The organism is Micromonospora sp. SD19 (assembly GCF_054462275.1).
This window is the reverse complement of the sequence record NZ_JBTLMN010000004.1, coordinates 41,482-65,613: the sequence shown is the minus strand read 5'-3', so window position 1 is coordinate 65,613 and position 24,132 is coordinate 41,482. Positions and strand designations below refer to the sequence as shown.

Sequence of the window (24,132 nt, the reverse complement as noted above, 5' to 3'; positions counted from 1 at the left end):
GACGAGGTGCAGCCTGCCCGTTCCCCGGCCGCCTGTGCCGATCCACCGTTGGACAGCGTCAGGCCGACCACGCCTGGAGGACGTCGTTCGGCCCCCACACCAGGTGCACGGCCTCGGCCGGGAGGTCGACTCCGGAGCGGCTGACGACGACCAGGCCGCTGACCCCGGGCTGAAAACCCGGGATCAACGGGGCATGGCGGCGCAGTTCGTCGAGATGACGTCGGCCGAAGGGGCCGTCCTGCCACTTGATCGAGCCGGCGAACGCGATGCGGGAGGCGATCGGGGCGCGGTCCGCGCCGACAAGATCGATTTCCGGGTTGGACTGCCGATTCCACCAGCCGCCGACTTCCCAGGTGTCGGTCCAGGGCAAACCGCCGGCCCCGGCGCTGATGGCGAGCGCATCGCGGATGATCGGCTCGACGGCGTTGCCCCGCCAGGAGGACCACCGACTGTCGAGGATGGCGCGGGCGGCCGCTGACCGGTCGCGCAGCACCAGTTGGTGCACATCCCGAAGAATGGCGAGATACAGGCGCAGATTGCTGTCGGCGATCCGGTACTGGGCCAGCTTGCTGGGCTTGGTGGACAGCGGCTTGTCGACGGCGAGGACCTGTTTTTCCTCGACGAGCCGGTGCAGCAGCGGGGACAGGGTGCCGGAGCTGACCGGGCCGCCGCGGTCCCCGGCGGCAGCGGCGATGTTGCTGAACGTACGGCTACCTGCCCCACCGACCGCTTCCAGGATGCGTCGGGCAGTGTCCGGGGCGGGAAACTCCGACGCCAGAGACTGCTCGGGGACGGTGAACAACGCCGACGTCTTGTTGGAGATCTCCTGACCCAGGAAATCGGCGGGGGGCGTACCCGGGGACCACTCCAGAGCCACACCGGGCAACCCGCCGGTGATCAGGTGCGCATCGATCGCGTCCGCGCCACTCAACCCGGTCACCGCGGCGGTTTCGGCGGGATTGAACGGGCCGAGGACCATGTTCGTGGCCCTGCCGTAGAACGGGCGGTCGTACTCGGTGAACCGCTGCATCATGTGCAGATCACTGCCGAGCAGCAGCAGGAGCACCGGCTTGCCGGAGATGAGCCGGTCCCAGGCGACCTGAAGGTGCCCGTCGAACGTCGTGTCCTGCTCGGAGATCCAGGGCAGTTCGTCCAGGACGACCACACTCGGCGTATCGGGCAGGACGCCCGCCAGGACCCGCAGCATGTCTCCCCAGCCACCGGCCGGTGGCTGGGACGGCAGCAGGTCACGACCGCTGGACGTGAGCAGCGACGAGTCGCGCAGGGCACCGAGAAAGTAGCCGACCGCTTCGATGCTCGATGCGCCCTTGACCGCAGTGTAGAAGCAGTACGGCAGGTCGACCCTGTCGCACAACTCCTGCACCAGCCGCGACTTGCCCACCTGGCGGCGACCACGGATGGCGACGGAACGGCCCTGACCGGTGCGCTTCACATGATCAAGCTGCTTGCCGAGCAGGTCGAGTTCCGTCCGGCGGCCGATGAACATCGACCCTCCCGAAGCTAGATTCAATCTTACTTCGAGACAGTCTACCTACCTCAGCAGGGAACTGATCCACCACGGCGCCGAGATTTGCCTGCTGTGCGACCTCTACCGCTGGCAGGCGACACCGAGCCTCTAGGGTTCCCGGAATGAGCAGGAACGACGAGCGTGAATTGGTACGACGGGGGTACGACGCGCTCTCCTACCACTATCGATCGGACGACGCCGACGACGGCCAGTACGGTCCCTGGCTGGCCGACTTACACCAGCGCCTACCTGCCTCAGCAGGGGTCCTCGACCTCGGGTGCGGCTGCGGGGTGCCGGTCGCCCGCTTCCTCGCCAACGCGGGACACCGCGTGACCGGCGTTGACATCAGCGACGTGCAGATCGAGCGGGCACGCCGCCTGGTGCCAAACGGCACCTTTCTCCACTCGGACGCCACCCGGCTCGACCTGCCGCCGGCCTCCTTCGATGCCGTGGTTTGCCTCTACGCCCTCATCCACATGCCCCTGGCCGACCAGCCGCAGCTCATCAAGAGCATCGCCACCTGGTTACGCCCCGGCGGCTGGCTGCTCACCACCGTCGGCAACACCGCCTGGACAGGCACCGAGGACAACTGGCTCGATGGCCCCGCCACCATGTGGTGGAGCCACGCCGACGCCTCCAGTTACCGCGCCTGGCTGCAGCAGGCGGGGCTGACGATCAGCGCCGAGGATTTCGTCCCGGAGGGCAGCAGCGGGCACACCCTCTTCTGGGCGCAGCGCCCACAGGGCTGACCTGGTCCGAGTCGTGTGCGAGGCTTCGGCGGTGACTGACCTCGGCGTCCGCGCAGCAACCTCGGCTGATCGGGAATTCTTGGTTGACATGCTCGTGGAGGCCGTGAACTGGCTGCCTGAGCGCAACTGGTCTCGCGAGCAGATCCTGGCGAATCCCGCGCTGGCCCACTACGTCAGCGGGTGGATGCGGCCAACCGACTTTGGCCTGGTTGCGGTCGGCCAAGCTGAGCGGTCAGTCGGCGCGGCCTGGTTCCGATACCTGACCGCCGCTGATCCCGGCTATGGGTACGTGAGTGACGACGTGCCAGAGCTGACTATCGGCGTGGTGGAAACCTGGAGGGGCCGGGGTGTGGGCCGGATGCTCTTGCGCGCCGTTCTGGACGTCGCCCGAGAACGTGGCATCCGCACAGTGTCACTGAGCGTGGAGCGGGCGAACTTCGCTGCGAGGCTGTACGCCGCTGAAGGATTCCGCACGGTCGAGTCGTTCGAGGACGCGGACACGATGGTCGCTGAGGTCGGGGCCTGACGTGTGTAGTGCCAGCTCGTCGGCCGGGCTGGGCAGCCTGTCCGCAGTGCTTCCGTTGGCCGTGGTCTTACTTCCAGCGGAAGTGGACGAAGAGGCGGCCGAAGTTCTTCGAGTCCTTCTCCACCCGGTGGTAGAGCTGCTTGACGTCCTTCTGGTCGAGGAACCGCAGCACCCGCTTCTTGAGCTGGCCGGACCCCTTACCCGGGATGATCTCGACGAGGGTGGCCTTCTTCGCCACCGCCTCGTCCATGATCCCGCGCAGGGCGCGGTCGATGTCGTGGCCCTTGTTGAAGATCTCGTGCAGGTCCAGCTTGAGCTTCATGCCGCAGCCCCCGGCCGGTCAGGTCCCATGTCCGCCATCCTAGGCACGTCCGCCGGGTCGTCCGACGACGAAGGGGCGGCCCCGTGGGACCGCCCCCGCACTCGTCACCGGGTCAGGCTCAGCGCCTGCCGCCCAGGCGGGTCTCCACCCGCTCCAGCGCGGTCCGGTAGTCGTCGTTGGCCGCGTACATCGCGGCGGCGATGCGCAGGTGCCGCAGCGCGTCGTTGTGCCGGTTGAGCCGTTCCAGCGTCCGACCGAGCACGTGGTGTGCGTAGTGGTCGCTGGGATCCCGCTCGATCAGCTCGCGCAGGTGCTCCTCGGCCCGGGTGAGCTGGGCCGACTGGAAGTACGCCCGGGCCAGCAACTGCCGAACCGCCGCGTTGCCGGGTTCGGCGTCGATGATCGGCTCCAGCAGTCGGGCTGCCCCGCTGGGGTCACCGGTTTCGAAGAACATGGTCGCCCGCCGGTAGTCCGCCAGAAGATCCATCTGCCACCTCCTCGGGTCGCGCCGTCACCTGTTCCGACGCTGGCACAACACTGGAAGTTTGGCGACTGTTCCCGGGGTCGAGATCGGGCCAGTTACGGCCGCCCAGTGCCGCCGAAGGGTCAGGTGCGGGCGTCCCGGCGTCCGGCGGAGAGCTCCCAGGCGCGGACGCCGCCGACGATCCCGGCGGTGTTCGGCACCACCACCACGTCGTCGCCCATCCGGGCCAGCTGCTCGGGCCGGATCAGTCGGGAGTTGCCCCCGCCCAGGTAGAGCCGGTCCCAGCGGAACACCGGGCGGAGCCCGTCCACCACCTGCCGGATCCGCCGGGACCAGAAGGCGTCGCCGAGCCGTCGACGTTCCGGCTCGCCGACGTACGTGTCGTAGGTGGTGCCCCAGCGCACCGGCGCGTGCGACAGCTCCAGGTGCGGTGCGAGCACCCCACCGTCGAAGAGCGCGCTGCCCAGCCCCGTTCCCAGGGTCAGCACCAGCTCGCAACCGGTGCCGGCGACCACCCCGGCGCCGTGCACCTCGGCGTCGTTGAGCACCAGCGCCGGCACCCCGAACGCGTCGGCCAGCGCCCCCCGCGCGTCCCAGCCGGACCACTCGGCGAGCAGGTCCGGGTCGATCCGGGTGCGGGGGCCGTTGCGGGTGACGTAGTGCGGGGTGCTCACCACCACCCCGTGCCGGATCATCCCGGGTACGCCGACCGTGAGCCGGTCCGCCGTCGGCAGGCGCCCGCCCAGATCCAGCAGGGTCCGGACAAACAACGCGGGCGGCAGAGGGTACGGAGTGGGCACCCGCAACGGCCGGGCCCGCATCGTTCCCGCCTCGTCGAGCACGGACGCCTTGATGCCCCCGCCGCCGCAGTCGATCGCCAGTGTGGTCACCACGTCGTTGAGTCTGCCCGCTGCCGGCGGTTGGCATGCGGGCGGCCGGATAGGCTGCCGTCCTGATGAGCGCCACGATGATCGTCAAGGACCTGGCCGCCGGGCACGGCGACCGCCAACTCTTCGCCGGATTGGACCTGGTGGTCGCCCCCGGCGACGTGGTGGGGCTGGTCGGGCCGAACGGGGCCGGCAAGTCGACGCTGCTGCGTACCCTCGCCGGGTTGTTGCCGGTCGAGGCCGGCAGCGTGCGGCTCAGCCCACCCACCGCGAGCGTCGGACACCTGCCACAGGAGCCGGAGCGGCGGCCGGGCGAGACGGTCCGCGACTTCCTGGCCCGCCGGACCGGGGTGACCGGCGCGCAGGCGGCACTGGACGCGGCGACCGAGGCGCTGACCGCCGGGGCGGCGGGCGCGGACGACGCGTACGGCGACGCGTTGGAGCGCTGGCTCGCCCTGGGCGGCGCGGACCTGGACGAACGCGCCGAGCAGGTGAGCGCCGACCTGGGGCTCGCCGTCGACCTGGACCATCCGATGACCGGGCTCTCCGGCGGCCAGGCGGCTCGCGCCGGGCTGGCGTCGCTGCTGCTCAGCCGGTACGACGTGTTCCTGCTCGACGAGCCGACGAACGACCTGGACCTGGCCGGGTTGGAACGGCTGGAGGAGTTCGTCACCGGGCTGCGGGCCGGCACGGTGCTGGTCAGCCACGACCGGGAGTTCCTCACCCGCACGGTGACCCGGGTGCTGGAGCTGGACCTGCCGCAGCAGCAGGTCAATCACTACGGCGGTGGTTACGCGGCCTACCTGGAGGAGCGCGAGGTGGCCCGTCGGCACGCCCGCGCGGACTTCGAGGAGTACGCCGACACGAAGGCCGGACTGGAGGCTCGGGCCCGCACCCAGCGTGGCTGGATGGAGAAGGGCGTGAAGAACGCCCGCCGCAAGGCCACCGACAACGACAAGATCGGCCGTAAGTTCCGCAGCGAGTCGAGCGAGAAGCAGGCCGCCAAGGCCAAGCAGACCGAACGGCTGATCGAACGGCTCGACGTGGTCGAGGAGCCCCGCAAGGAGTGGGAGCTGCGGATGGAGATCGCCGCCGCGCCCCGCGCCGGCGCCGTCGTGGCCACGCTGCGCGGGGCGGTGGTACGTCGGGGTGGCTTCACCCTCGGCCCGGTGGACCTCCAGATCGACTGGGCGGACCGGGTCGCGGTGACCGGGGCCAACGGCTCGGGCAAGTCCACCCTGCTGGCCGCGCTGCTCGGACGGCTGCCGCTGGACGAGGGCACCGCCTCGCTCGGGCCCGGTGTGGTGGTGGGCGAGGTGGACCAGGCCCGTGGGTTGTTCCTCGGCGACGCGCCACTGATCGACGCGTTCCACGCGGCCGTACCCCATCTGTCGCCGGCCGACGCGCGGACCTTGCTGGCGAAGTTCGGGCTGCGCGCGGCGCACGTGCCCCGACCTGCGGCCACCCTCTCGCCCGGTGAGCGGACCCGGGCGGCGCTGGCCCTGCTGCAGGGCCGTGGGGTCAACCTGCTGGTGCTGGACGAGCCCACCAACCACCTGGACCTGCCCGCCATCGAGCAGCTCGAATCGGCGCTGGCCAGCTATCCCGGAACGCTGCTGCTGGTCACCCACGACCGGCGGATGCTGGCCGCCATCGAGACCAACCGGCGACTGCGGGTCGACGGCGGGCGGATCGCCGAGGATTGATCCGTGCCGGCGGGCCGGCGCGGGGTGAGAATGACGCCATGCTCAAGTGGGAGTACGCCCTGCTGGTCCGCCGCCGCCAGGCCGCGACCAACGACCTCGGCTGGGAGGTCGTCTTCGTCTGGTACGGCCCGGACGGCTCGATGGTCGACGTGACGCCCTACGGCGACACCTCGCTGGCCCACCTGAACCGGGCCGGCGACCAGGGCTGGGAGTTGGTCGCGATGAGCGAGGACCCGTCCCTGCCCGGCAACCACGAACTGCACCGCTATCACCTCAAGCGGCCGAAGCCCGCCGATCCGCCGCCCCGCCAGCGGATGCGCGGCGGACGCCGCACCATCTCCGGCTGACTCGCGGCGCGAAGCCGATGCCGGCGCGAAGCCGATGTCTGCGTTGAGCATGATGCCAAGGAGACATCGTGATGCCGGTGTGGCATCACGATGATTGCGGCCCCGGCTCGCATCTCGCGACACGCGTGTGGGCAGCCTCGCCCAGTGAGCGGCGAGGTGATGCGGCCCCGGCCCGCATCCCGCGACACGCGCGTGAGTGGCCTCGCCCGAGCGAGCAGCGATGTGGACGAGCGGGGCATAACGGGCGCGATTGCGGGTATCGCGCGGCGGGAGGTGACCCGAATGGTCGCTTTGGCGCAGACTCCACCCTCGGCCGACCGGCTGCGGGCGATCGACGAATTCCTCGCCCAGGCATGGGCGGACCAGGTCCGCCACGATGAGCGGTTGCGGGACCTGACGGTCGAGGTGCGCTTCGACCGGGGGGTGGCCCATCTGAGCGGCGAGGTGGCCGAGCCCGCCCAACTGCGGCTGGTGCGGGACCTGGTGGGGCGGCTCGCCGGGGTCTACGGCGTCTGGTGCCGGGTCGGCATCGGCGGGCGGGTGCCGGTGGTCGTCGACCTCGGTTGCGGGCCGACCAAGCAGTGGTCGAGCAACCTGGGGCTGGACATCTACCCGGCGCCCGGCGTGGACGCCGTCGCGGACCTGTCCGGCTCACTACCGCTCGCCGACAACTCGGTGGACGTCCTCTTCGCTGTGCACATCCTGGAGCACCTGATCGACTTCCTGCCGCTGGTCGACGAGTGTCATCGGGTGCTCCGCCCCGGTGGTGTGCTGCACGTGATGAGCCCCTGGTGGGGGCATGTGAACGCGGTGGCCGACCCGACCCACGTGCGGCTGATGGACGTGCAGACGTTCAAGGGGATCTGTCAGCTCCGACCCCCGGGCACCCCGCGCTGGTACCCACTGCACGCCGGCTGCGACGGTGCCTCGATCTTCGCCGACCTGACCCCCCTCCCCCCGGACGCCGACCCGGCGCCCCAATCCCACCTAGCGCGCTTCTTCGACTGACCCACGCCGCCTCACCCTGGTGGATTCGCGGAGGTGGAGGCGGTACGGGGCCTTCAGGTGGCGGGTGGGGAGGGTGGGGTTGCCGGTCAGGCGGTCGGCGAGGAGTTGGACGGCCAGCCGGGCGATCTGCTCCTTGTCCGGGGCGACGGTGCTCAGGGCCGGGATGGCGAACCTGCCGTCCTCGATGTCGTCGAAGCCGGCCACCGCCACGTCCTCGGGCACCCGCAGGCCGGCCTCGTGCAGCGCGCGCAGGACACCGAGGGCCAGCGTGTCGTTGAAACAGAAGACGGCGTCGGGGCGTACTCCGGAGGTGAGCAGGCCGCGCATCGCGGCCGCGCCGTCCGCGCGGTGCCAGGCCGGCGCGGACGCCACCAGGGCCTGGTCGTCGTCGAGCCCGGCGGCGCGCAGCGCGTCCCGGTAACCGGCCAGGCGCAGCCGGGCGCTGGCGCCCTCGTCGGTGCGCTGCGCGCCGACGGCGGCGATCCGGCGACGCCCCAACCGGATCAGGTGGTCGGTGACCTCCCGGGCTGCCGCCACGTTGTCGATCACCACACGATCCGCCGGGCCGTCTGCGATCCGCTCGCCGAGCAGCACCATCGGGGTGCCGTCCAGGCCGGCCAGGTCCGCCGCGGTGAGCCCCAGCGGGCTGATGATGAGCCCGTCGATCAGGTGGCCGGTGATGCCTGAGGCGAGCACCCTTTCCTGCTCCCGCCGACCGCCGGTCTGGTCGATCAGCACCGTCCAGCCGTGCCCGGCGGCGGCGCTGACCACGTAGCGGGCCAGCTCGGCGAAGTACGGGATGTCCAGTTCCGGAACAGCCAGCGCGATCACGCCGGTACGCCCCTTGCGGAGGTGCCGGGCGGAGAGGTTGGGCCGGTAGTTGAGTTCGCTGATCGCCTCCTCGACCCGTGCCCGGGTGTCCGGTCGGACATGGACGTGGCCGTTCACCACGTTGGAGACGGTCTTCACGGAGACGCCGGCTCGCTCGGCCACGTCCTTGAGTCTGTGTCGCACGCCGCAACCTCCCCGAGGTGACGGGCGCACCATACCGTCAGCGCCACCGCCGCCAGGGGTACCAGCGACAGGGAAAGGGCCCCTCGCAGCGGCAAGGGGCCCTTCCTCGTTCCGTCGGATCAGCTGTCGGCGGTCGGCTCACGGGGACCCGGGGCGACTGCGGGCTCGTGTCGGGCCAACCGGTTGCGGCGGTAGCCGTAACCGAAGTAGATCAACGCGCCGAGCAGCATCCAGGCCAGGAACCGCAGCCAGGTCTCCACCGACAGGTTGAGCATCAGGTAGAAGCAGGCCAGCGCCGAGACGATCGGCAGCACCGGCGAGAACGGCACCCGGAACGGCCGCTCCAGGTCCGGCCGCCTGCGGCGCAGGATCGGCACCGCCACCGACACCAGCACGAAGGCGCAGAGCGCGCCGATGCTGACCAGGTCGGCCAGCGCGGACAGCGGCAGGAAGCCGGCCAGCAGCGCGACCGCCACCGTCATGATCGCCGAGATCCGGTACGGGGTCCCCCAACGCGGGTGCACCTTCGCGATCGAGGGTGGGATCAGCCCGTCCCGGGCGATGGCGAAACCGATCCGGCCCATGGCTACCAGGTCGACCAGGATGACGCTGGTCAGGCCCGCGACGGCGGCGATGGAGACCAGTACTGCCGCCCAGCCCGCGCCGACCGACTCGAAGGCGGACGCGATCGGGGCGCCCCTGTCGATCTCGGTGTACGGCACCATCCCGACCACCACGAGCGACACGCCGATGTAGAGCACCGTGGAGATCAGCAGCGTGCCGAGCAGACCCAGGGTGAGATCCCGCTTGGGCTTGCGCGTCTCCTCGCCGAGGTTGGCCACTGCCTCGAACCCGGTGTACGCGAAGAAGACCACGGCGGCGGCGCTGAGCACCCCGACGAAACCGAAGACCGACGGCTCCAGCCCGAACAGCGCCTGGGTGACCGGTTGCTTGATGCCGTCGTCGCCGCTTCCGGCGGGCTCGGCCGGCGGGATGAACGGGGTGAGGTTGGCGGCCTTGACGAAGAACAGCCCGGCGACCACCACGAAAACACAGATGGCCACCTTGACCAGCACCAGCAGGTTGGTGATCCGGGCGGATTCGCGGATGCCGACGATCGCCACGATGCCGAGGATCAGCACGATGGCGATGGCGCCAACGTTGACGGTGCTGCCCTCCTCGCCGAACCACCTGGTCGGCAGGTCGAGCAGTTCGGCGAGGTAGCCGGACCAGCCCCGGGCCACCACCGCGGCGCCGAGCGCGAACTCCAGCAGCAGGTCCCAGCCGATGATCCAGGCGACGATCTCGCCCATCGTGGCGTACGCGTAGGTGTAGGCGCTGCCGGCGGTCGGCACGCTGGAGGCCAGTTCGGCGTAGCAGAGGGCGGCGAGCAGGGCCACCACGCCGGCGATGGCGAAGGAGATCACCACGCCCGGCCCGGCGCTGTCCCGGGCTTCGATCCCGGTGAGCGTGAAGATGCCGGTGCCGATCACGATGCCGATGCCGAAGCCGGTGAGGTCGATCGCGCCGAGCCGTCGCTTCAGCCCCAGTTGGCCGTCGCTGCCGTCCGCCTCACCCTGGGCTATCACGTCCTTGATTGGTTTTGTGCGCAGCACGGACACCCGGTCACCCCTCCCACCGTGCGACCACCTCCGTGGCGGCCGGTGACCGCCGTTGCTACCCAGCGGCGCGATTGGTCAACCCCGAACTCTTGCGGCGATGGCCAGACTGTGAAAATTTCCTACCAGGAACGCGGACACCGACGGCGAATGTTGCCGCGCGCCGCGCGAAACATCCGGGAGCCCCACCGAAGGGACACACCGCATGAAAGCCACCCAACTCGGAGCCGCCGGGCTGGTCGCAGCCCTGCTCGGCACATTTGTCAGCGTCACCCCCGCGAGTGCCGCGCCCAGCGCGGCCGACACCACCACCGCTGCCTGCGCCACCGACCCGGCCACCCCCAAGCGACAGTTCCGGGCCATGTGGATCTCGTCGGTGGTCAACATCGACTGGCCCAGCAAGGCGTCCCAGACCGCGCCGGACCGGATCGCCGCCCAGCAGGCCGAGTACCGCGAACTGCTCGACCTGGCCGGGCGCCTGAACCACAACGCCGTCGTGGTGCAGGTCCGGCCCACCGCCGACGCGCTCTGGCCCTCGCCGTACGAGCCGTGGTCGGAATACCTGACCGGGGTACGCGGCCAGGACCCCGGCTGGGACCCGCTGGCCTTCCTGGTCGACGAGTCGCACAAACGGAACCTGGAGTTCCACGCCTGGTTCAACCCGTACCGCGTCTCCATGCCGGCCCCCGGCGGCGCCGGCGCCGACCTGGCCCAACTCGCCCCCGGCCACCCGGCCCAGCAGCACCCCGAGTGGACGTTCGCCTACCCACCGGCCGGAGTGGCCGGCAGCCGGCTCTACTACAACCCGGGAATCCCCGAGGTCCGCGAGTTCGTCCAGACCGCCATGATGGACGCGGTCAAGCGGTACGACATCGACGGCGTCCACTTCGACGACTACTTCTACCCCTACCCGAGCGGCACCTACCAGGTGCCGGACGACGCGACCTTCGCGGCCCACAACCGGGGCTTCACCGACCGGGCCGACTGGCGGCGGGACAACATCAACCTGTTGATCCAGGAGATGAACGGCAAGATCAAGGCGGCGAAGCCGTGGGTGAAGTTCGGGGTCAGCCCGTTCGGCATCTGGCGCAACAAGACCGCCGACCCGCTCGGCTCGGACACCACCGGCAGCCAGTCGTACGACATCATCTCCGCCGACACCCGTAAGTGGATCAAGCAGGAGTGGATCGACTACGTGGTGCCGCAGCTCTACTGGTACATCGGCCAGTACCCGGCGGCGGACTACGCGCGCCTGGTGCCGTGGTGGGCCGAGACGGTGCGTGGCACCCGGGTGCAGCTCTACATCGGCCAGGCCGACTACAAGAGCGGCGACCCGGCGTACGGGTCGTTCTGGCAGAACCCACGCGAACTGTCCGACCACCTGACGCTCAACCGGTCGTACCCGGAGGTGCAGGGCAACGTGCACTTCTCCGCCGTGCAGGTACGGGCCAACCGGCTCGGCGCCACCGACATCTACGCGGCTGAGCACTACTCCCGCCCGGCGCTGGTGCCGGCCATGCCCCACCTGCCGGCCCGCCCGCTGCTCTTCCCGGTGGTCACCAAGACGACCCGGCAGGCCGACGGGGTCCGGCTCACCTGGCGGCAGCCCGCCGACGGCGTCGGCCCGCTCGGCACCGCCACCTCGTACGCGATCTACCGGTTCGACGGCACCACGCTGCCCGTCCGGTGCGCCACTGCCGACGCGGCGAACCTGGTCGGCACCGTCCGCGCCACGGCCGGTGCCAACCAGTCCTGGGTGGACACCTCGGCCGAGCCCGGCCGGCGCTACACCTACCAGCTGACCGCCCTGGACCGGTCCGCCAACGAGAGCCCCGCGAGCCCGCCGGCCTTCGTGCTGCGCTGACTCAGTTCCTGAGTGCCCCGGACGCCACGCGCGTCCGGGGCATTCGTCTGTTTCAACGCATGTCACCAATAGTTGGCGAGGCACATACCGCGTAGTTGATCAGCTGATCGACACTCATCGACATCCGGTAACCCGCCGGTAACTTCGGTCCCACCGCTCACCCCCCGCGGAGGTAACCCGTGCCCCGACGTCTCGCCACCCTGCTCGCCTCGGGCGCGTTAGCGCTGCTCGCCACCCTCACCATCGCCTCCCCCGCCGCCGCCGTCACCCCCGCCCAGAAGCTCTCCGTGCTGTCGAGCTGGACCCAGACCAGCGCGTCCAGCTACAACTCGTGGAACAGCGCCCGGGTCAACCGGGCCCCCTGGGCCGAGTACAACTTCAACTGGTCCACCGACTACTGCTCGTCCAGCCCCGACAACCCGCTCGGGTTCACCTTCAACCTGGGCTGCTACCGGCACGACTTCGGCTACCGCAACTACAAGGCGGTCGGCCAGTTCCCCGCCAACAAGTCCCGCCTCGACAGCGCCTTCTACGAGGACCTGAAGCGGGTCTGCGCCACGTACAACTCGGTCGTCCGGCCGGCCTGCTACAGCCTGGCCTGGACCTACTACCAGGCGGTCAGCATCTTCGGTTCGGTGGCAGCCGTCCAGCAGGCCGACATCGACCGCGCCGCCCGAATGAAGGCCGACGCCGAAGCCAAAGCCCGCCAGTAACCGCTGAACCCCACCCCCTGAACTGTGTTGATCAAGAGGTTTCGGTCACCGGAGGCGCGTTTTCTGACGCAAACCTCTTGATCAACACGGGCAGGGGGTGGGCCAGGGTGGGGGTTAGGCGCCTTCGGTGCGGGTGGCCGGGTGGCGGTCGGGGTCGGCGGGACGGCGTGGGGTCGGCTGGGACAGGCCCGTACTGAAGCGGGTCGAATCCGCCGCGAGGTCCGGGTGTTCCACGTCCAGTGCGAGCGCGGCGGCCTCGTCCAACCCCAGTTCGGCACCCTCGCCGTACGCGTCGTCGAAGGCCGCGTCGCCCAGCACCGCGCGCAACTCCCCCTGCTGTTGCGCCCAGTAACCGCCGAAGATCCCCGGGGTGGCCCGCATGCTCGCCCGGGTCGCCTGCGCGGCACCGAACAGTCGGGCGGCGGTCAACCGCTCCCCGCCGATCGCACACCGCACCGCGACCGCGTTCAAGGTGTCACACGCCCGGCCGTGGTAGCCGTGGCCCATCCGCGAACGCAACGCCACCAGCAGGTGCTCGTGGGCGGCGATCACATCGCCACGGGCCAACGCGACCATCCCGAGCAGCATGTCCACCGAACGCCGGCCGCGCTCCACGGGGCGGGCCGCCTCCACCGGACGCACCGCGCCCAACAGCTCCGCCGCCTCCTCCAGGGCACCCCGCCGCCAGAGCAGCTCAGCCAGGCTGAACACCGCGAACAGCGCCTCGCCGACCACGTCCTGCCCATGCGCCCAGTCGATGACCTCCCGGCACACCCGCTCGGCCTCGACGAACTGCCCCATGTCCACCAGCGGCGCGGCCCGGCCGGCGAGCACCCGGGCCAGCAGACCGGCGTCACCGGCCTGCCGGGCCGCCGCCTCCGCCCGCTGGGAGTAGCGCAGCTCCTCGGCGAACTCGCCATCGGCGCTCGCGTGCAACGAGTGCATGTGGTACGCCGCCGCCAGCTCCGCCTCCGGGATCCGCTCTCCCGTCTCCGCGATCCGCCCGTACAGCCGGAACAGCCACAGCCGCCCCTCCCGGGCCAGGCCACGCTCCAGCCACCACTGGTCCAGCCCGCCCGCCAGACCGAGACCGGCGCGGGCGCTGCCGCCGGTGGCGCACCAGCGCAGCGCGGCGCGCAGCTCCCCCGCCAGCGGGTCGAGGGAATACAACGACAGCGTCACCGGCCGGCCGTCCTGACCCAGGTGGGCCCGGTCCAACGCGTGGGCCGACCAGGCCACGTGCCGGTCCCGAGCGGCCTGTTCCTCACCCGCCTCGGCCAGCCGCCGCGCCGCGTACGCCCGTATGGGGTCGAGCATCCGGTAGGTGCTGCCGGCGGCCCTCGGCTCGGCCAACACCATCGACTTGTCCACCAGCACCGAGAGCGGGTCCAGCGGGTCGTCACCCAGTAGCCATTCCACCGTCTCCAGATCCACCGGGCCGGCGAAGACCGCCAGCCACCGCAGCAGGCGGGCGGCCCGGGGCCCCAGCGTCCGGTACGACCAGGTGACGGTGGCCTGCATGGTCAGATGCCGTTCGGTGGCCGAACGCTGCACCGCCCGGCTCGCCGGGCTCGGCGGTGACGCACCGGCCGCCGCCGCGACCAGGTCCACGGTGTCCTGCTGGTTGCCGGACCAGCCCCGCTCCACCGGCGGCGGGTCCGGGTCCACCCGGCCGGCGTCCAGGGTGCCGAGGACATCGTCCAGCCGCTCGGCGAGCTGGCCGACGGAGAGCACCCGCAGCCGGGCGGCGGCCAACTCGATGGCGAGCGGCAGCCCGTCCAGCCGCTGCACGACCCGACGCAGGTCGGCGGACTCGGCCGGGTCCGGCTGCCGACCGCCACGCGCCGCCGCCGTGCGGTCCAGCAGCAGCGCCACCGCGTCGCTCTCCGCACCGTCGGCGCGCGGGTCGACCGAGAGCGGCGGAATGCGCCACACCACCTCGCCGGGCAGGCTGAACGACTCGCGACTTGTCGCCAGCACCCGCACCCCGCTCCCGCCGGACAGCAACCGCGCGATCACCTCCGCGCAGGCGGCCGGTTGGGTGTCGCAGGTGTCCAGTACGACAAGCATCCGGCGGTTGGCCGCGTACTCGACGAGGGTGTCCAGCATCGGCCGGCCGGGCTCGGGACGCAGGCCCAGCACGGCGGCGATGGCGAACGCCACCAGCCCCGGGTCGGTCACCGAGGCGATGTCGACGAACCAGACCCCGTCCGGGTACGCCTCGACGACTCCGCTGGCCAGCTCCACAGCGAGCCGGGTCTTGCCCGCGCCACCCGCGCCCAGCACGGTGACCAGGCGGTGCTGCCGCACCAGCAGGCCCAGCTCGATGCGTTCGGCCTGCCGACCGACGAACGACGTCACCTGGGTGGGCAGGTTGTGCGCCACCGCGTCGGCGGTGCGGGGCCGGGGGAACTGCCGCTCCAGGCCCGGGGCTACCAGTTGGAACAGTCGTTCCCGGTCGTCGAAGCCGCGTAGCCGGTGCAGACCGAGGTCGAGCAGTGTCGCACCCGGCGGCATCGGTTCGGCCCGACGTGCGGTGGACGCCGTGCAGAGCACCTGTCCGCCGTGCGCGGCGGCGGCCACCCGGGCGGCCCGGTGCACCTCGGGGCTGGCGTACTCGCCGTCGCGCGGCTCGGCGTAGCCGGTGTGCAGGCCCATCCGCACCCGTGGCGCGGCTTCGGCGGTGGGCCAGTCGTGGCTGGCCAGTGCCCGCTGGGCGGTCAGGCACGCGGTCATCGCCGCGGTGGCGTCCTCGAAGGCCAGGAAGAACGAATCGCCCTCGGTCAGCAGCTCCGCGCCACCAGTGCTGGCCAGCGTGCGGCGCAGCAACCGTCGATGCTCGGCGAGCACCGGGCGGTAGTCCGGACCCAGCAGCTGGGCCAGCCGGGTCGAGCCCTCGATATCGGTGAACACGAAGGTCACCCAACCGCTCGGGAGCTGGATCCGTGGCGACATGCGAGGAACCTCCGCCCGTGACGTCGGGTTCATACTGCCTGAGTTCGAGCGATCACGCATCGTGAGAACGGCCGGGCAGATGCCGCCTCAACGTGCCACTCGGACCCGATCCCGGCAAGGCCGGACCATCAGGCGGCGGCGAATTGGCCCGATCAGCAGCCGCAGGCACCGCCGCAGCAGCCACCGGCGGCGGGGGTCCGGGCACCACCGACGGCACCGCCCCGGCCGGTGACCGCGACCGCGGAAAGAAGCTTGACCGTGTCGGCGTGTCCCTGTGGGCAGTTGGCCGGCTCACCGGCAGCCACCATCGGACGGTTGACCTCGAAGGTGTCGCCGCAGGCGCGGCAGCGGAACTCGTACCGGGGCATGCCACCCAGCGTACGTGGATCTGGCGGTTGGCGGAGTATGGGTGATACTCAACAGGTGGTGGACGGCGAGGACGACACGCGTGTGCAACCGTTACGACCGGCCGCGCCGCTGGAGGGGCCACTCGAAGGTTCGGGGGCCGCGCCCGATCCGGTGCGCGCGGTGCCCCGCCCGCGCCGTCCCTGGCTGAGCGGACGTTCGAAGGGCGCGGCGGCCACGCCACCGGCCACTGTGCCCACCCCGCCGACGGCGCCCGTGGCCAACACCGAGGCCCCCAGGACCGAGGCGGCCAAGGCGGCGACGCCCAAACCCGCTGGCGCAAAGACCGAGACGGTCAAGGCAGACGACGCAAAGATCGAAACGGTCAAGGCCGAGGAAGCAAAGGCCGAGACCGCGAAGGCTGAGACGCCCAAGGCCGACGACGCGAAGACCGGAGCCACCGCCGGTGCGACGGATCTGGCGAAGACCACTGTGGATGAGCTGCCGGCGGTGCCGGCGTCCGGCCCGGCCCGTCGGCGACGGGTGCAGTTCGCGCACGCGGTACGTGTGCCGCCGCGCCAGGCGGCAGCAGCCGCCGCGCGGGCCACCCGGGCCTGGGCCGGCCGGCCCAGTGGTCGGCTGACCCTGCCCGGCGTCTTCCTGCTGGCGCTGGTGGCGGCGACCGCCGCGGCGGGTGCGCTGCTCGTACCGGCCACGATCCGCGCACCGCGTCCGGTGGCTGTGGACGCCTCGGCCGCGCCGGGCGCTGTCGCACCGACGGCGGCACCGTCCGGCCTGCCCACCGGCCCGTTGCCCACCGGGCCACTGCCCACCGGCCCGTTGCCCACCATCCCACTGCCCAGCGGCGGTTTGCCCGGCACCGGGCTGCCGACCGGCACGGTGACCGGCGGCCGCCCGTCGGACGCCCTGGCCGGCTGGGCGCAGCAGGTCGGCGCCAAGGTCGGCGTCCCCCCGGTCGCCATGCAGGCGTACGGCTACGCCGAACTGGTCCTCGCCCAGACCAACCGCAGTTGTGCACTGAGCTGGACCACGCTGGCCGCGATCGGTCAGGTCGAATCGGGGCACGGCTCGGCCAACGGCGCGCGGTTGGGGCAGGACGGCAAGGCGCTGCCCCCCATCATCGGGCTGCCGTTGGACGGGAAGGAGGGTCGGATGCGGATCATCGACACCGACGACGGCGCGCTCGACGAGGACCGGACCCTGGACCGCGCCATCGGACCGATGCAGTTCATCCCGACCACCTGGCAGGAGATCGGCGCGGACGCCGACAACGACGGCCGCAAGGACCCGCACGATCTGGACGACGCCGCCCTGGCAGCGGGAAATTACCTCTGCAAGGGTGGTCGGAACCTCAGCATCCCGGGCGACTGGTGGAACGCGATCCTCTCCTACAACGATGTACGGCGCTACGCCCAGGACGTCTACGACACCGCGAACCGGTACGGACGGGCCAGTCGGTCATGAAGTGATCGTCTCGATACGTTGGAGAACTGGACACTTCCCCCAGGCCTCTGTTAGCGGCAAGCTAGACGGGTGATGGTGCGCGAGTGGGACCCCAGGACCGCGTCGTCCGCCGAGATCGCGTCGCTGTTGGCCACGCTGAACGCGGTCCTGGCGGCCGATCTGCCGCAGGACCCGCCCTGGCGGGAGACTTCGCTGCGGGAATACCTCGCCGAGGTGATGCCCGGCGAGCGGCGGATCTCCTGGATCGCCCAGGCCGAGCCGACCGCTGCGGGCGACACGGGCGAGGTGCTCGGCCAGGTGCACGTCCTCCTTCTGGGTGACATCGGTGTTCTCGAGGTGCTGGTGCACCCGTCCGTGCGGCGCACCGGCCTCGGCCGTGACCTGGTGTTGCGTGCCGCCCGCCGGGTCTACCAGGAGGGCTTCCAGTCGATCGGGGTCGAGGTGGTCGGCGACACGCCCGCCGTCGGGTTCTACGAGTCGCTCGGCTTCACCCGGGAGTACGTGGAGACCCGCAGCGTGCTCGACCTGACCGCGGTGGACTGGGCCGAGCTGGCCGAGATGGCCACCGGCATCAGCGCGGGCTACCAGGTGGAGTTCTTCCCGGGCGGGCCGCCGGACGACCTGCTCGAGGCGTACGCGCGGGCCAAGGCCGAGGTGCGCGACGTCGACGACGGCGAGTTGCGCCCCAGCTCGTACGACCCGGAGCGGCTGCGCGACAGCCTCGACACGCTGCACCGGCGGGGCATGAAGCCGTACATCGTGCTCGCCCGGCACGAGCAGAGCGGCGAGGTGGCCGGCCTGACCGAGGTGGTGGTGCCGGCGCAGCACCCGACCCGCGCCGACCAGTACGACACGATCGTCGCGCAGGATCACCGGGGCTACGGCATCGATCGGGCGATCAAGGCCAGGATGCTGTTGGAGCTGCGTTCCGCCGAGCCGGAGCTGATCGAGGTGCAGACCTGGAACGCCCAGGCCAACGAGGCGATGCTCAAGGTCAACGCGGAGCTGGGCTACCGGCCGGACCGGGACTGGTGCGAATACAGCGTCGACGTCGCTGAGCTGGTGCACCGCCTCGATCCGCCACGGTGAGGAATTCACGAAACTGTCCATTAGGGGATGGACGGTGGACAGTCGCGCACCTTAACGTGCGTTGACCCCGTCCACCCATCGTGGAGGCCCTATGCGCCCGCGCCGCTCAATCGCCGCGCTCGCGACCGCCACCGTCGCCGTGACTGTCACGGCGCTCGGCGTCGCACCCACCGCGGCCAGCGCCGCGCCCACCGACCTGTTCATCTCGGAGTACGTCGAGGGTTCGTCGAACAACAAGGCGATCGAGCTGTTCAACGGCACCGGTTCCGCCATCGACCTGACCGCCGGCGGCTACCAGTTGCAGCTCTACTTCAACGGCTCCACCACGGCGACCACCATCGCCCTGACCGGCAGCGTGGCGGCCGGCGACGCGTTCGTGTTCGCCAGCGCCTCGGCCGGGGCCGCCATCCTCGCCCAGGCCGATCAGACCACCGGGGCGAGCCTCTTCAACGGCGACGACGCGATCGTGCTGCGCCGGGGCAGCACGGTGCTCGACTCGGTCGGGCAGGTCGGCGTGGACCCGGGCACCGAGTGGGGTGCCGGCGTCACCAGCACCGCTGACAACACCCTGCGCCGGATGCCGGACGTGACCGCCGGTGACACCGACCCGTCGGACGCGTTCGACCCTGCCACCCAGTGGGCCGGCTTCCCCGTCGACACGTTCGACGGGCTGGGCGCGCACACCGTGGACGGCGGCGGCCCGGTCGACGTACCGGCCACGCTGACCTGCGGCGGCGCCCTTGTCACCGCCGCTGGCACGGCGGCGAGCCGGGAGGTGACCGGCACCGACCCGGACGACACGATCGTCGACCTGGCGGTGACGGCGGTCAGCCCGACGCCGACCGTCGGTTCGATCACCCGTACCGCGTTCACCCCGGCCGACGGGGTGGGCGGCACCGCCCGCGCCACTGTCGGGGTGAGCGCCGATCTCGCCGCCGGGGCGTACACCGTCACCCTCACCGCGACCGACGCGGGCGGTGGCACCGCCAGCTGCGCGCTGGCCGTGCAGGTGACCCGGGAGCTGACCGTCGGCGAGGTGCAGGGTCCGACCACCGACGCCGAGTCCGGGCCCGCCGACCGGTCACCGCTCGCGCCGGCGAGCGGCAACGGCACGAGCAGCACGATGTACGACGTCCGCGGCGTGATCACCCAGTTGACAGTGGCCCGCACCTCGGCCGGGGCGGATCAGCACGGGTTCTTCCTGCAGAGCCGCGTTGGTGACACCGACGGCGACCCGACCAGCTCCGACGGGATCTTCGTGTTCATGGGCGCGTTCACCTCGCTGATCGGCGGTTACGTGCCGACGGTCGGCGACGAGGTCGTGCTGCGGGCCCGGGTGTCGGAGTACTACAACTTCACCCAGCTCTCCGGCGCGTCGCTGGTCCGCCGGATCGGCGGTGGCCTGGCCGTGGACACCGCTGTCGCGGTGACCGACGCGGTCCCGCCGGCCGTGCTGACCGACGCGCAGCGCTTCTGGGAGCGGCACGAGGGCTCCCGGATGCGGATCCGCGCGGGCAGCGGCGCGGTGAGCGGCCGGGACGTCTTCTCCTCCACCGCCGACGCGGAGCTGTGGGTGGTCGACCGTGACGACCCGCTGTTGGACCGCGCCGACCCGTACTCCCGGCGGGTCTTCCGCGACTCGCACCCGCTGGACAACGACCCGGCCCGCCGCTTCGACGACGGTAACGGCCAGCGGACGCTGCTCGGCAGCATGGGTGTGAAGGCCACCGCCGGGGACAGCGCCGCGCTGCTCCCGCCGGCGCACACCTTCGACACGCTGCGGGCGGACGCGGTGGGCGGGGTCTACTACTCGTTCGAGAAGTACGGCGTCCAGGTCGAGCGGGCGGAGTTCGCCGCCGGGGCCGACCCGTCGAAGAACAACCCGCCCAAGCCGGCCGACCGGTCCCAGGAGGTGGCAGTGGCCACCTACAACGTGGAGAACCTGTACGACTACCGGGACGACCCGTTCGACGGCTGCGACTTCACCGGTAACGCCGGCTGCCCGGGTGTCACCCCGCCGTTCGACTACGTCCCGGGCAGCGAGGCGGAGTACCGCGAGCAGTTGGCGGCGCTCGCCGACCAGATCGTCAAGGATCTGCACGCGCCGGACCTGATCCTGGTGCAGGAGGCCGAGGACCAGGACATCTGCACGGTCTCCGGGGCCGCGTTGAGCTGCGGCGACACCAACAACGCCGACGGCGCTCCGGACACCATCCAGGAGTTGGCGCTCACGGTGGCGGCGGCCGGTGGGCCCGCGTACGCCGCCGCCTATGACCGCACCGGCGCGGACGCCCGGGGTATCACCGCCGCGTTCCTGTACCGCACGGACCGGCTGTCGTTGGCCGCCGCGACGGCGAACGACCCGCTGCTGGGCTCGGCACCGACCGTTCAGTACCGGGCTCCGGGCCTGCCGGCCAACGCCGACGTGCAGAACCCGAAGGCCCTCAACGCGGTGCTGCCGTCGGATGTGGACACCTCGACCGGCCGGGACGGGACCAACGTCTTCACCCGTGCCCCGCAGTTGGGCAAGTTCAGCGTTGCCGCCGCGCCGGGTTCCGCCGAGCGGTTCACCCTGTACGCGCTCAGCAACCACTACTCGTCGGGGCCGGACAGCCGGGTCGGGCAGCGGCGGGAGCAGGCGCGCTACGGTGCGGCGATCGTCACCGCGATCGAGGCGGCCGACGGGTCCGCCCGGGTGGTCTACGGCGGGGACCTGAACGTCTTCCCCCGCCCGGACGATCCGATCGCGACGGGTGACCAGCCCACGCCGTCGGACCAGCTCGCCCCGCTGTACGAGGCGGGCCTGCACAATCTGTGGGACAACCTCGTCGCGGACGTGCCGGCGTCGGCCTACTCGTACAGTTTCGAGGGACAGGCGCAGACACTGGACCACCTGTTCGTGAACGACGCGTTCTACGGCGACCTGGTGCAGGTGCGGGCGGCGCACATCAACGCCGACTGGCCGGCGGAGTTCACCGGCGACGGGTCACGGGGTTCCAGTGACCACGACCCGCAGGTGGCCCGGTTCCGGTCCCGTGCGTCGTTGACGGTGGCCGACGCGACGGTGGTCGAGGGCGACCAGGGCACCCGGCAGCTCACCTTCACCGCCACCGTGTCGCGGCCGTTGTCGCAGCCGGTGCTGCTCTGCGCGGCCACCGTCGGCGTCACCGCGCAGGCCGGCTCGGACTTCGACCCGTACGCGGGCTGCAAGGCGCTCGCCGCCGGGCAGACGTCGGTCACCTTCCCGGTGACAGTGCGCGGTGACCGCAAACGGGAGTCGGACGAGAAGGTGACGTTGCTGGTTGCCGGCGTACCCGGTCTCCGGCTGGCTGATCCGCTCGCGGTCGGCACGATCATCAACGACGACTGACGTCGCGCGTTCCGGCGAGGCCCGTCGACCCGTACCGGGTCGGCGGGCCTCTCTCGTGCCGAGGTCAGAGCACTCCGCGCGGCGGCCAGGGCGGCGGGGACAGGTGCCGGTTCTGGGCCACCCGCACCTCCCACTGGCTGCGCCGACGCATCGCGTCCCGGACCTCCCGATTGCGGTAGAACGTCTCCGGCGGGCGGGCCAGCCCGTAGATGTCCGCCCACCACTCCCCCAACTCAGGGTCGAGGATGGTGTCCAGGTGCGATGGGTAGCGGCGCTCCGCGCCGTTGCGGGTGTCCTGCCAGTCGCGCATCGGTTTCAGCACCCGGCCGAACTCGTCCACCACTGCCAACCGGCAGCCCACCACCGCGATGATGCGCCGGAGCAGGACGATGCTCGGCACCATCCGGCCGGCCTCGATTCGGCCGATGGTGGCGTGGTGCACGCCCGCCCAGCGGGCCAGCTCACGCTGGCTGAGGTCAGCGCGACGGCGGACCGCGCGGACGATACCGCCGGCCGGCCAGGGCACGTCGGAAGGCTCGCTGAGGAGGACCGGCTCGGCTGCGGCTGACGAATCGCTCATGCCGTCACCGTCCCGCCTGGCGGAGCCTGCCGCAATCCCGCCGGCCGCGCCTGTGGACAACGAGCCGGCCTGTGGATAACACCTTGTACCGCCGACCACTGTCCGTGTTGGCGACCTCTGGCAGCGCCATCATTACTTTGTGTCATGGATTTCGCGCCGCCTGGTCCAGTCGACCCGGCAGGCAGCGACCGAAACCGGCCAGACCAGGCAAAACTCAACCCTGGCCACCAGACCCCCAACCCGCAGACCGTGTCCTTTGCTCTGCAGTTCGATATGCACCGCTAACGGACCGTGGGTGTCGCCGTCATGGGTGCAGAGCAAAGGGGGAATAGAGGGAAGGCGGATCGGCTGGGCTGGTCACGCTGAGTAGGTCGACGCGACGAATGGCCAACGCGTACGAGGGCCGAAGAAGCCTGGCCGTCATGGCCGAGAGGCACGGGACTCCGCGCGGCCGGCTGGGCGAGCCCTTACGGCCCGGCGCGCCCGAGGAGGCCGCGTGGCCAGGCCAGGGGCAGAGTCAGTCAGGGGCAGGACGAGCGTCAGTAACGCTCGCGCAGAAGCTGGGCGGCTTCGACCGCCCAGTAGGTGAGGATGACCTGCGCGCCGGCCCGCTTGATCGAGGTGAGGGTTTCCAACATCACCCGCTCCCGGTCGATCCAGCCGTTGGCGGCGGCCGCCTCGACCATGGCGTACTCGCCGGAGACCTGGTAGGCGGCGACCGGGACGTCCACAGCGGCCCGCACCGCCGACACCACGTCGAGGTAGGGCAGCGCCGGCTTGACCATCACCAGGTCGGCGCCCTCGGCGACGTCGAGCGCGACCTCGCGCAGCGACTCCCGCAGGTTGGCCGGGTCCTGCTGGTAGGTGCGCCGGTCGCCCTCCAGCGCCGACTCCACCGCCTCACGGAACGGGCCGTAGAAGGCGGAGGCGTACTTCACGGCGTACGCCAGCACGGAAACGTCCTGGTACCCGGCGGCGTCGAGGGCCCGGCGTACCACGCCGACCTGGCCGTCCATCATCCCGGACGGCCCGACCATGCCGACCCCCGCGGCGGCCTGGGCCACCGCCATCTCGGCGTACGCGGCGAGGGTGGAGTCGTTGTCGACAGCGCCGTCGGGGGTGAGCAGCCCGCAGTGCCCGTGCGAGGTGAACTCGTCGAGGCACAGGTCGCTCATCACGACGGTGGCGTCACCCACCTCGGCCACCACGTCCCGGATGGCCACGTTGAGGATGCCGTCCGGGTCGATGCCGCCGGAGCCGGTCGGGTCCCGCTGTTCCGGTACGCCGAAGAGCATGATCCCGCCGACACCGGCCTGGACGGCCTCGACCGCCGCCTTGCGCAGCGAGTCCCGGGAGTGCTGGAGCACCCCCGGCAGCGACGAGATGGCCCGGGGCTCGGTGAGCCCTTCCTTGACGAACATCGGCACGACCAGCTCGGCCGGGTCGACCCGGGTCTCGGACACCAGGCGGCGGACCGCCGGGGTGCGGCGCAGCCGGCGGGGCCGGATCTCGGGGTACGACATGGAAGGGCCTCCTCGAAC

General features: G+C 71.3%; 20 protein-coding genes and 1 pseudogene. 11 read left to right on the top strand and 10 right to left on the bottom strand.

Features of this window, described 5'->3' with window-relative positions:
- Positions 1-58: 58 nt before the first annotated feature.
- Positions 59-1,507 (bottom strand): ATP-binding protein, encoded by a 1,449-nt coding sequence (locus tag ACX27O_RS15875; protein ID WP_210860397.1) that lies wholly within the window; start codon positions 1,505-1,507, stop codon positions 59-61.
- Between the two features lie 52 nt (positions 1,508-1,559).
- Here ACX27O_RS15875 and ACX27O_RS15870 point away from each other — a divergent pair.
- The 3 genes and pseudogenes from ACX27O_RS15870 to ACX27O_RS15860 all read left to right on the top strand — a co-directional run.
- A pseudogene (locus ACX27O_RS15870) lies at positions 1,560-1,640 on the top strand (DinB family protein); the annotation flags it as partial.
- A gap of 10 nt (positions 1,641-1,650) precedes the next feature.
- Positions 1,651-2,277, top strand: coding sequence for a class I SAM-dependent methyltransferase (locus ACX27O_RS15865; RefSeq protein WP_210860396.1), 627 nt, complete (start codon positions 1,651-1,653; stop codon positions 2,275-2,277).
- Positions 2,278-2,308: 31 nt separating this feature from the next.
- Positions 2,309-2,803 carry a GNAT family N-acetyltransferase gene (locus tag ACX27O_RS15860; RefSeq protein WP_210860394.1) on the top strand — a complete coding sequence of 165 codons (495 nt, stop codon included), beginning with the start codon at positions 2,309-2,311 and terminating at the stop codon, positions 2,801-2,803.
- A gap of 67 nt (positions 2,804-2,870) precedes the next feature.
- Here the strand turns inward: ACX27O_RS15860 and ACX27O_RS15855 are convergent, their stop codons facing one another.
- From ACX27O_RS15855 to ACX27O_RS15845, 3 genes are all read right to left on the bottom strand, one after another.
- Positions 2,871-3,125, bottom strand: coding sequence for a Smr/MutS family protein (locus tag ACX27O_RS15855; protein WP_030329768.1), 255 nt, complete (start codon positions 3,123-3,125; stop codon positions 2,871-2,873).
- Between the two features lie 118 nt (positions 3,126-3,243).
- Complete coding sequence (locus tag ACX27O_RS15850) at positions 3,244-3,612, bottom strand: tetratricopeptide repeat protein (protein WP_030329767.1); 369 nt, start codon at positions 3,610-3,612, stop codon at positions 3,244-3,246.
- A gap of 119 nt (positions 3,613-3,731) precedes the next feature.
- Positions 3,732-4,502, bottom strand: coding sequence for an ROK family protein (locus ACX27O_RS15845; RefSeq protein WP_030329766.1), 771 nt, complete (start codon positions 4,500-4,502; stop codon positions 3,732-3,734).
- 62 nt (positions 4,503-4,564) lie between these two features.
- Between ACX27O_RS15845 and ACX27O_RS15840 the strand changes: the two genes are divergently transcribed.
- The 3 genes from ACX27O_RS15840 to ACX27O_RS15830 all read left to right on the top strand — a co-directional run bounded on the left by ACX27O_RS15840 (position 4,565) and on the right by ACX27O_RS15830 (position 7,557).
- A complete protein-coding gene (locus ACX27O_RS15840; protein WP_210860450.1) occupies positions 4,565-6,202 on the top strand; it encodes an ABC-F family ATP-binding cassette domain-containing protein in 1,638 nt (545 codons plus the stop codon).
- A 38-nt stretch (positions 6,203-6,240) separates the two neighbouring features.
- Entirely contained in the window at positions 6,241-6,549 is a 309-nt protein-coding gene (locus ACX27O_RS15835) for a hypothetical protein (protein ID WP_030329764.1), read from the top strand.
- Positions 6,550-6,831: 282 nt separating this feature from the next.
- On the top strand, positions 6,832-7,557 hold the full coding sequence (locus ACX27O_RS15830; RefSeq protein WP_458939675.1) for a methyltransferase domain-containing protein: 726 nt from the start codon (positions 6,832-6,834) through the stop codon (positions 7,555-7,557).
- Here ACX27O_RS15830 and ACX27O_RS15825 read toward each other — a convergent pair.
- Both ACX27O_RS15825 and ACX27O_RS15820 read right to left on the bottom strand, forming a co-directional pair.
- Positions 7,537-8,571: a LacI family DNA-binding transcriptional regulator gene (locus ACX27O_RS15825; RefSeq protein WP_458939674.1), complete on the bottom strand. Its 1,035-nt coding sequence runs from the start codon at positions 8,569-8,571 to the stop codon at positions 7,537-7,539. The two genes, ACX27O_RS15830 and ACX27O_RS15825, sit on opposite strands and share 21 nt — an antisense overlap.
- A 119-nt stretch (positions 8,572-8,690) precedes the next feature.
- Positions 8,691-10,193, bottom strand: coding sequence for an amino acid permease (locus tag ACX27O_RS15820; RefSeq protein WP_210864795.1), 1,503 nt, complete (start codon positions 10,191-10,193; stop codon positions 8,691-8,693).
- 202 nt (positions 10,194-10,395) lie between these two features.
- Between ACX27O_RS15820 and ACX27O_RS15815 the strand changes: the two genes are divergently transcribed.
- Positions 10,396-12,054, top strand: a complete 1,659-nt coding sequence (locus ACX27O_RS15815) for a glycoside hydrolase family 10 protein (protein WP_458939673.1) — start codon at positions 10,396-10,398, stop codon at positions 12,052-12,054.
- Between the two features lie 179 nt (positions 12,055-12,233).
- Positions 12,234-12,767, top strand: coding sequence for a phospholipase (locus tag ACX27O_RS15810; RefSeq protein WP_210861211.1), 534 nt, complete (start codon positions 12,234-12,236; stop codon positions 12,765-12,767).
- Between the two features lie 114 nt (positions 12,768-12,881).
- On the opposite strand, the gene ACX27O_RS15805 is transcribed toward ACX27O_RS15810, so the two are convergent.
- Together ACX27O_RS15805 and ACX27O_RS15800 are read right to left on the bottom strand one after the other, a co-directional pair.
- A complete protein-coding gene (locus ACX27O_RS15805; RefSeq protein ID WP_358133268.1) occupies positions 12,882-15,722 on the bottom strand; it encodes an ATP-binding protein in 2,841 nt (946 codons plus the stop codon).
- 152 nt (positions 15,723-15,874) lie between these two features.
- Positions 15,875-16,090: an FmdB family zinc ribbon protein gene (locus tag ACX27O_RS15800; protein ID WP_210858216.1), complete on the bottom strand. Its 216-nt coding sequence runs from the start codon at positions 16,088-16,090 to the stop codon at positions 15,875-15,877.
- Between the two features lie 55 nt (positions 16,091-16,145).
- On the opposite strand from ACX27O_RS15800, the gene ACX27O_RS15795 reads away from it, so the two are divergent.
- The 3 genes from ACX27O_RS15795 (at position 16,146) to ACX27O_RS15785 (ending at position 22,011) form a co-directional block, all read left to right on the top strand.
- Positions 16,146-17,552, top strand: coding sequence for a lytic transglycosylase domain-containing protein (locus tag ACX27O_RS15795; protein ID WP_458939757.1), 1,407 nt, complete (start codon positions 16,146-16,148; stop codon positions 17,550-17,552).
- A 72-nt stretch (positions 17,553-17,624) separates the two neighbouring features.
- Positions 17,625-18,641: a GNAT family N-acetyltransferase gene (locus ACX27O_RS15790; RefSeq protein ID WP_210864927.1), complete on the top strand. Its 1,017-nt coding sequence runs from the start codon at positions 17,625-17,627 to the stop codon at positions 18,639-18,641.
- Between the two features lie 91 nt (positions 18,642-18,732).
- Positions 18,733-22,011 (top strand): lamin tail domain-containing protein, encoded by a 3,279-nt coding sequence (locus ACX27O_RS15785; RefSeq protein WP_210864798.1) that lies wholly within the window; start codon positions 18,733-18,735, stop codon positions 22,009-22,011.
- Positions 22,012-22,075: 64 nt separating this feature from the next.
- Here ACX27O_RS15785 and ACX27O_RS15780 read toward each other — a convergent pair whose 3' ends face one another.
- Both ACX27O_RS15780 and hemB read right to left on the bottom strand, forming a co-directional pair.
- Positions 22,076-22,591 carry a helix-turn-helix transcriptional regulator gene (locus ACX27O_RS15780; RefSeq protein ID WP_081883737.1) on the bottom strand — a complete coding sequence of 172 codons (516 nt, stop codon included), beginning with the start codon at positions 22,589-22,591 and terminating at the stop codon, positions 22,076-22,078.
- Between the two features lie 539 nt (positions 22,592-23,130).
- Positions 23,131-24,114, bottom strand: a complete 984-nt coding sequence (gene hemB / locus ACX27O_RS15775; protein ID WP_030329752.1) for a porphobilinogen synthase — start codon at positions 24,112-24,114, stop codon at positions 23,131-23,133.
- Between the last annotated feature and the right edge of the window lie 18 nt (positions 24,115-24,132).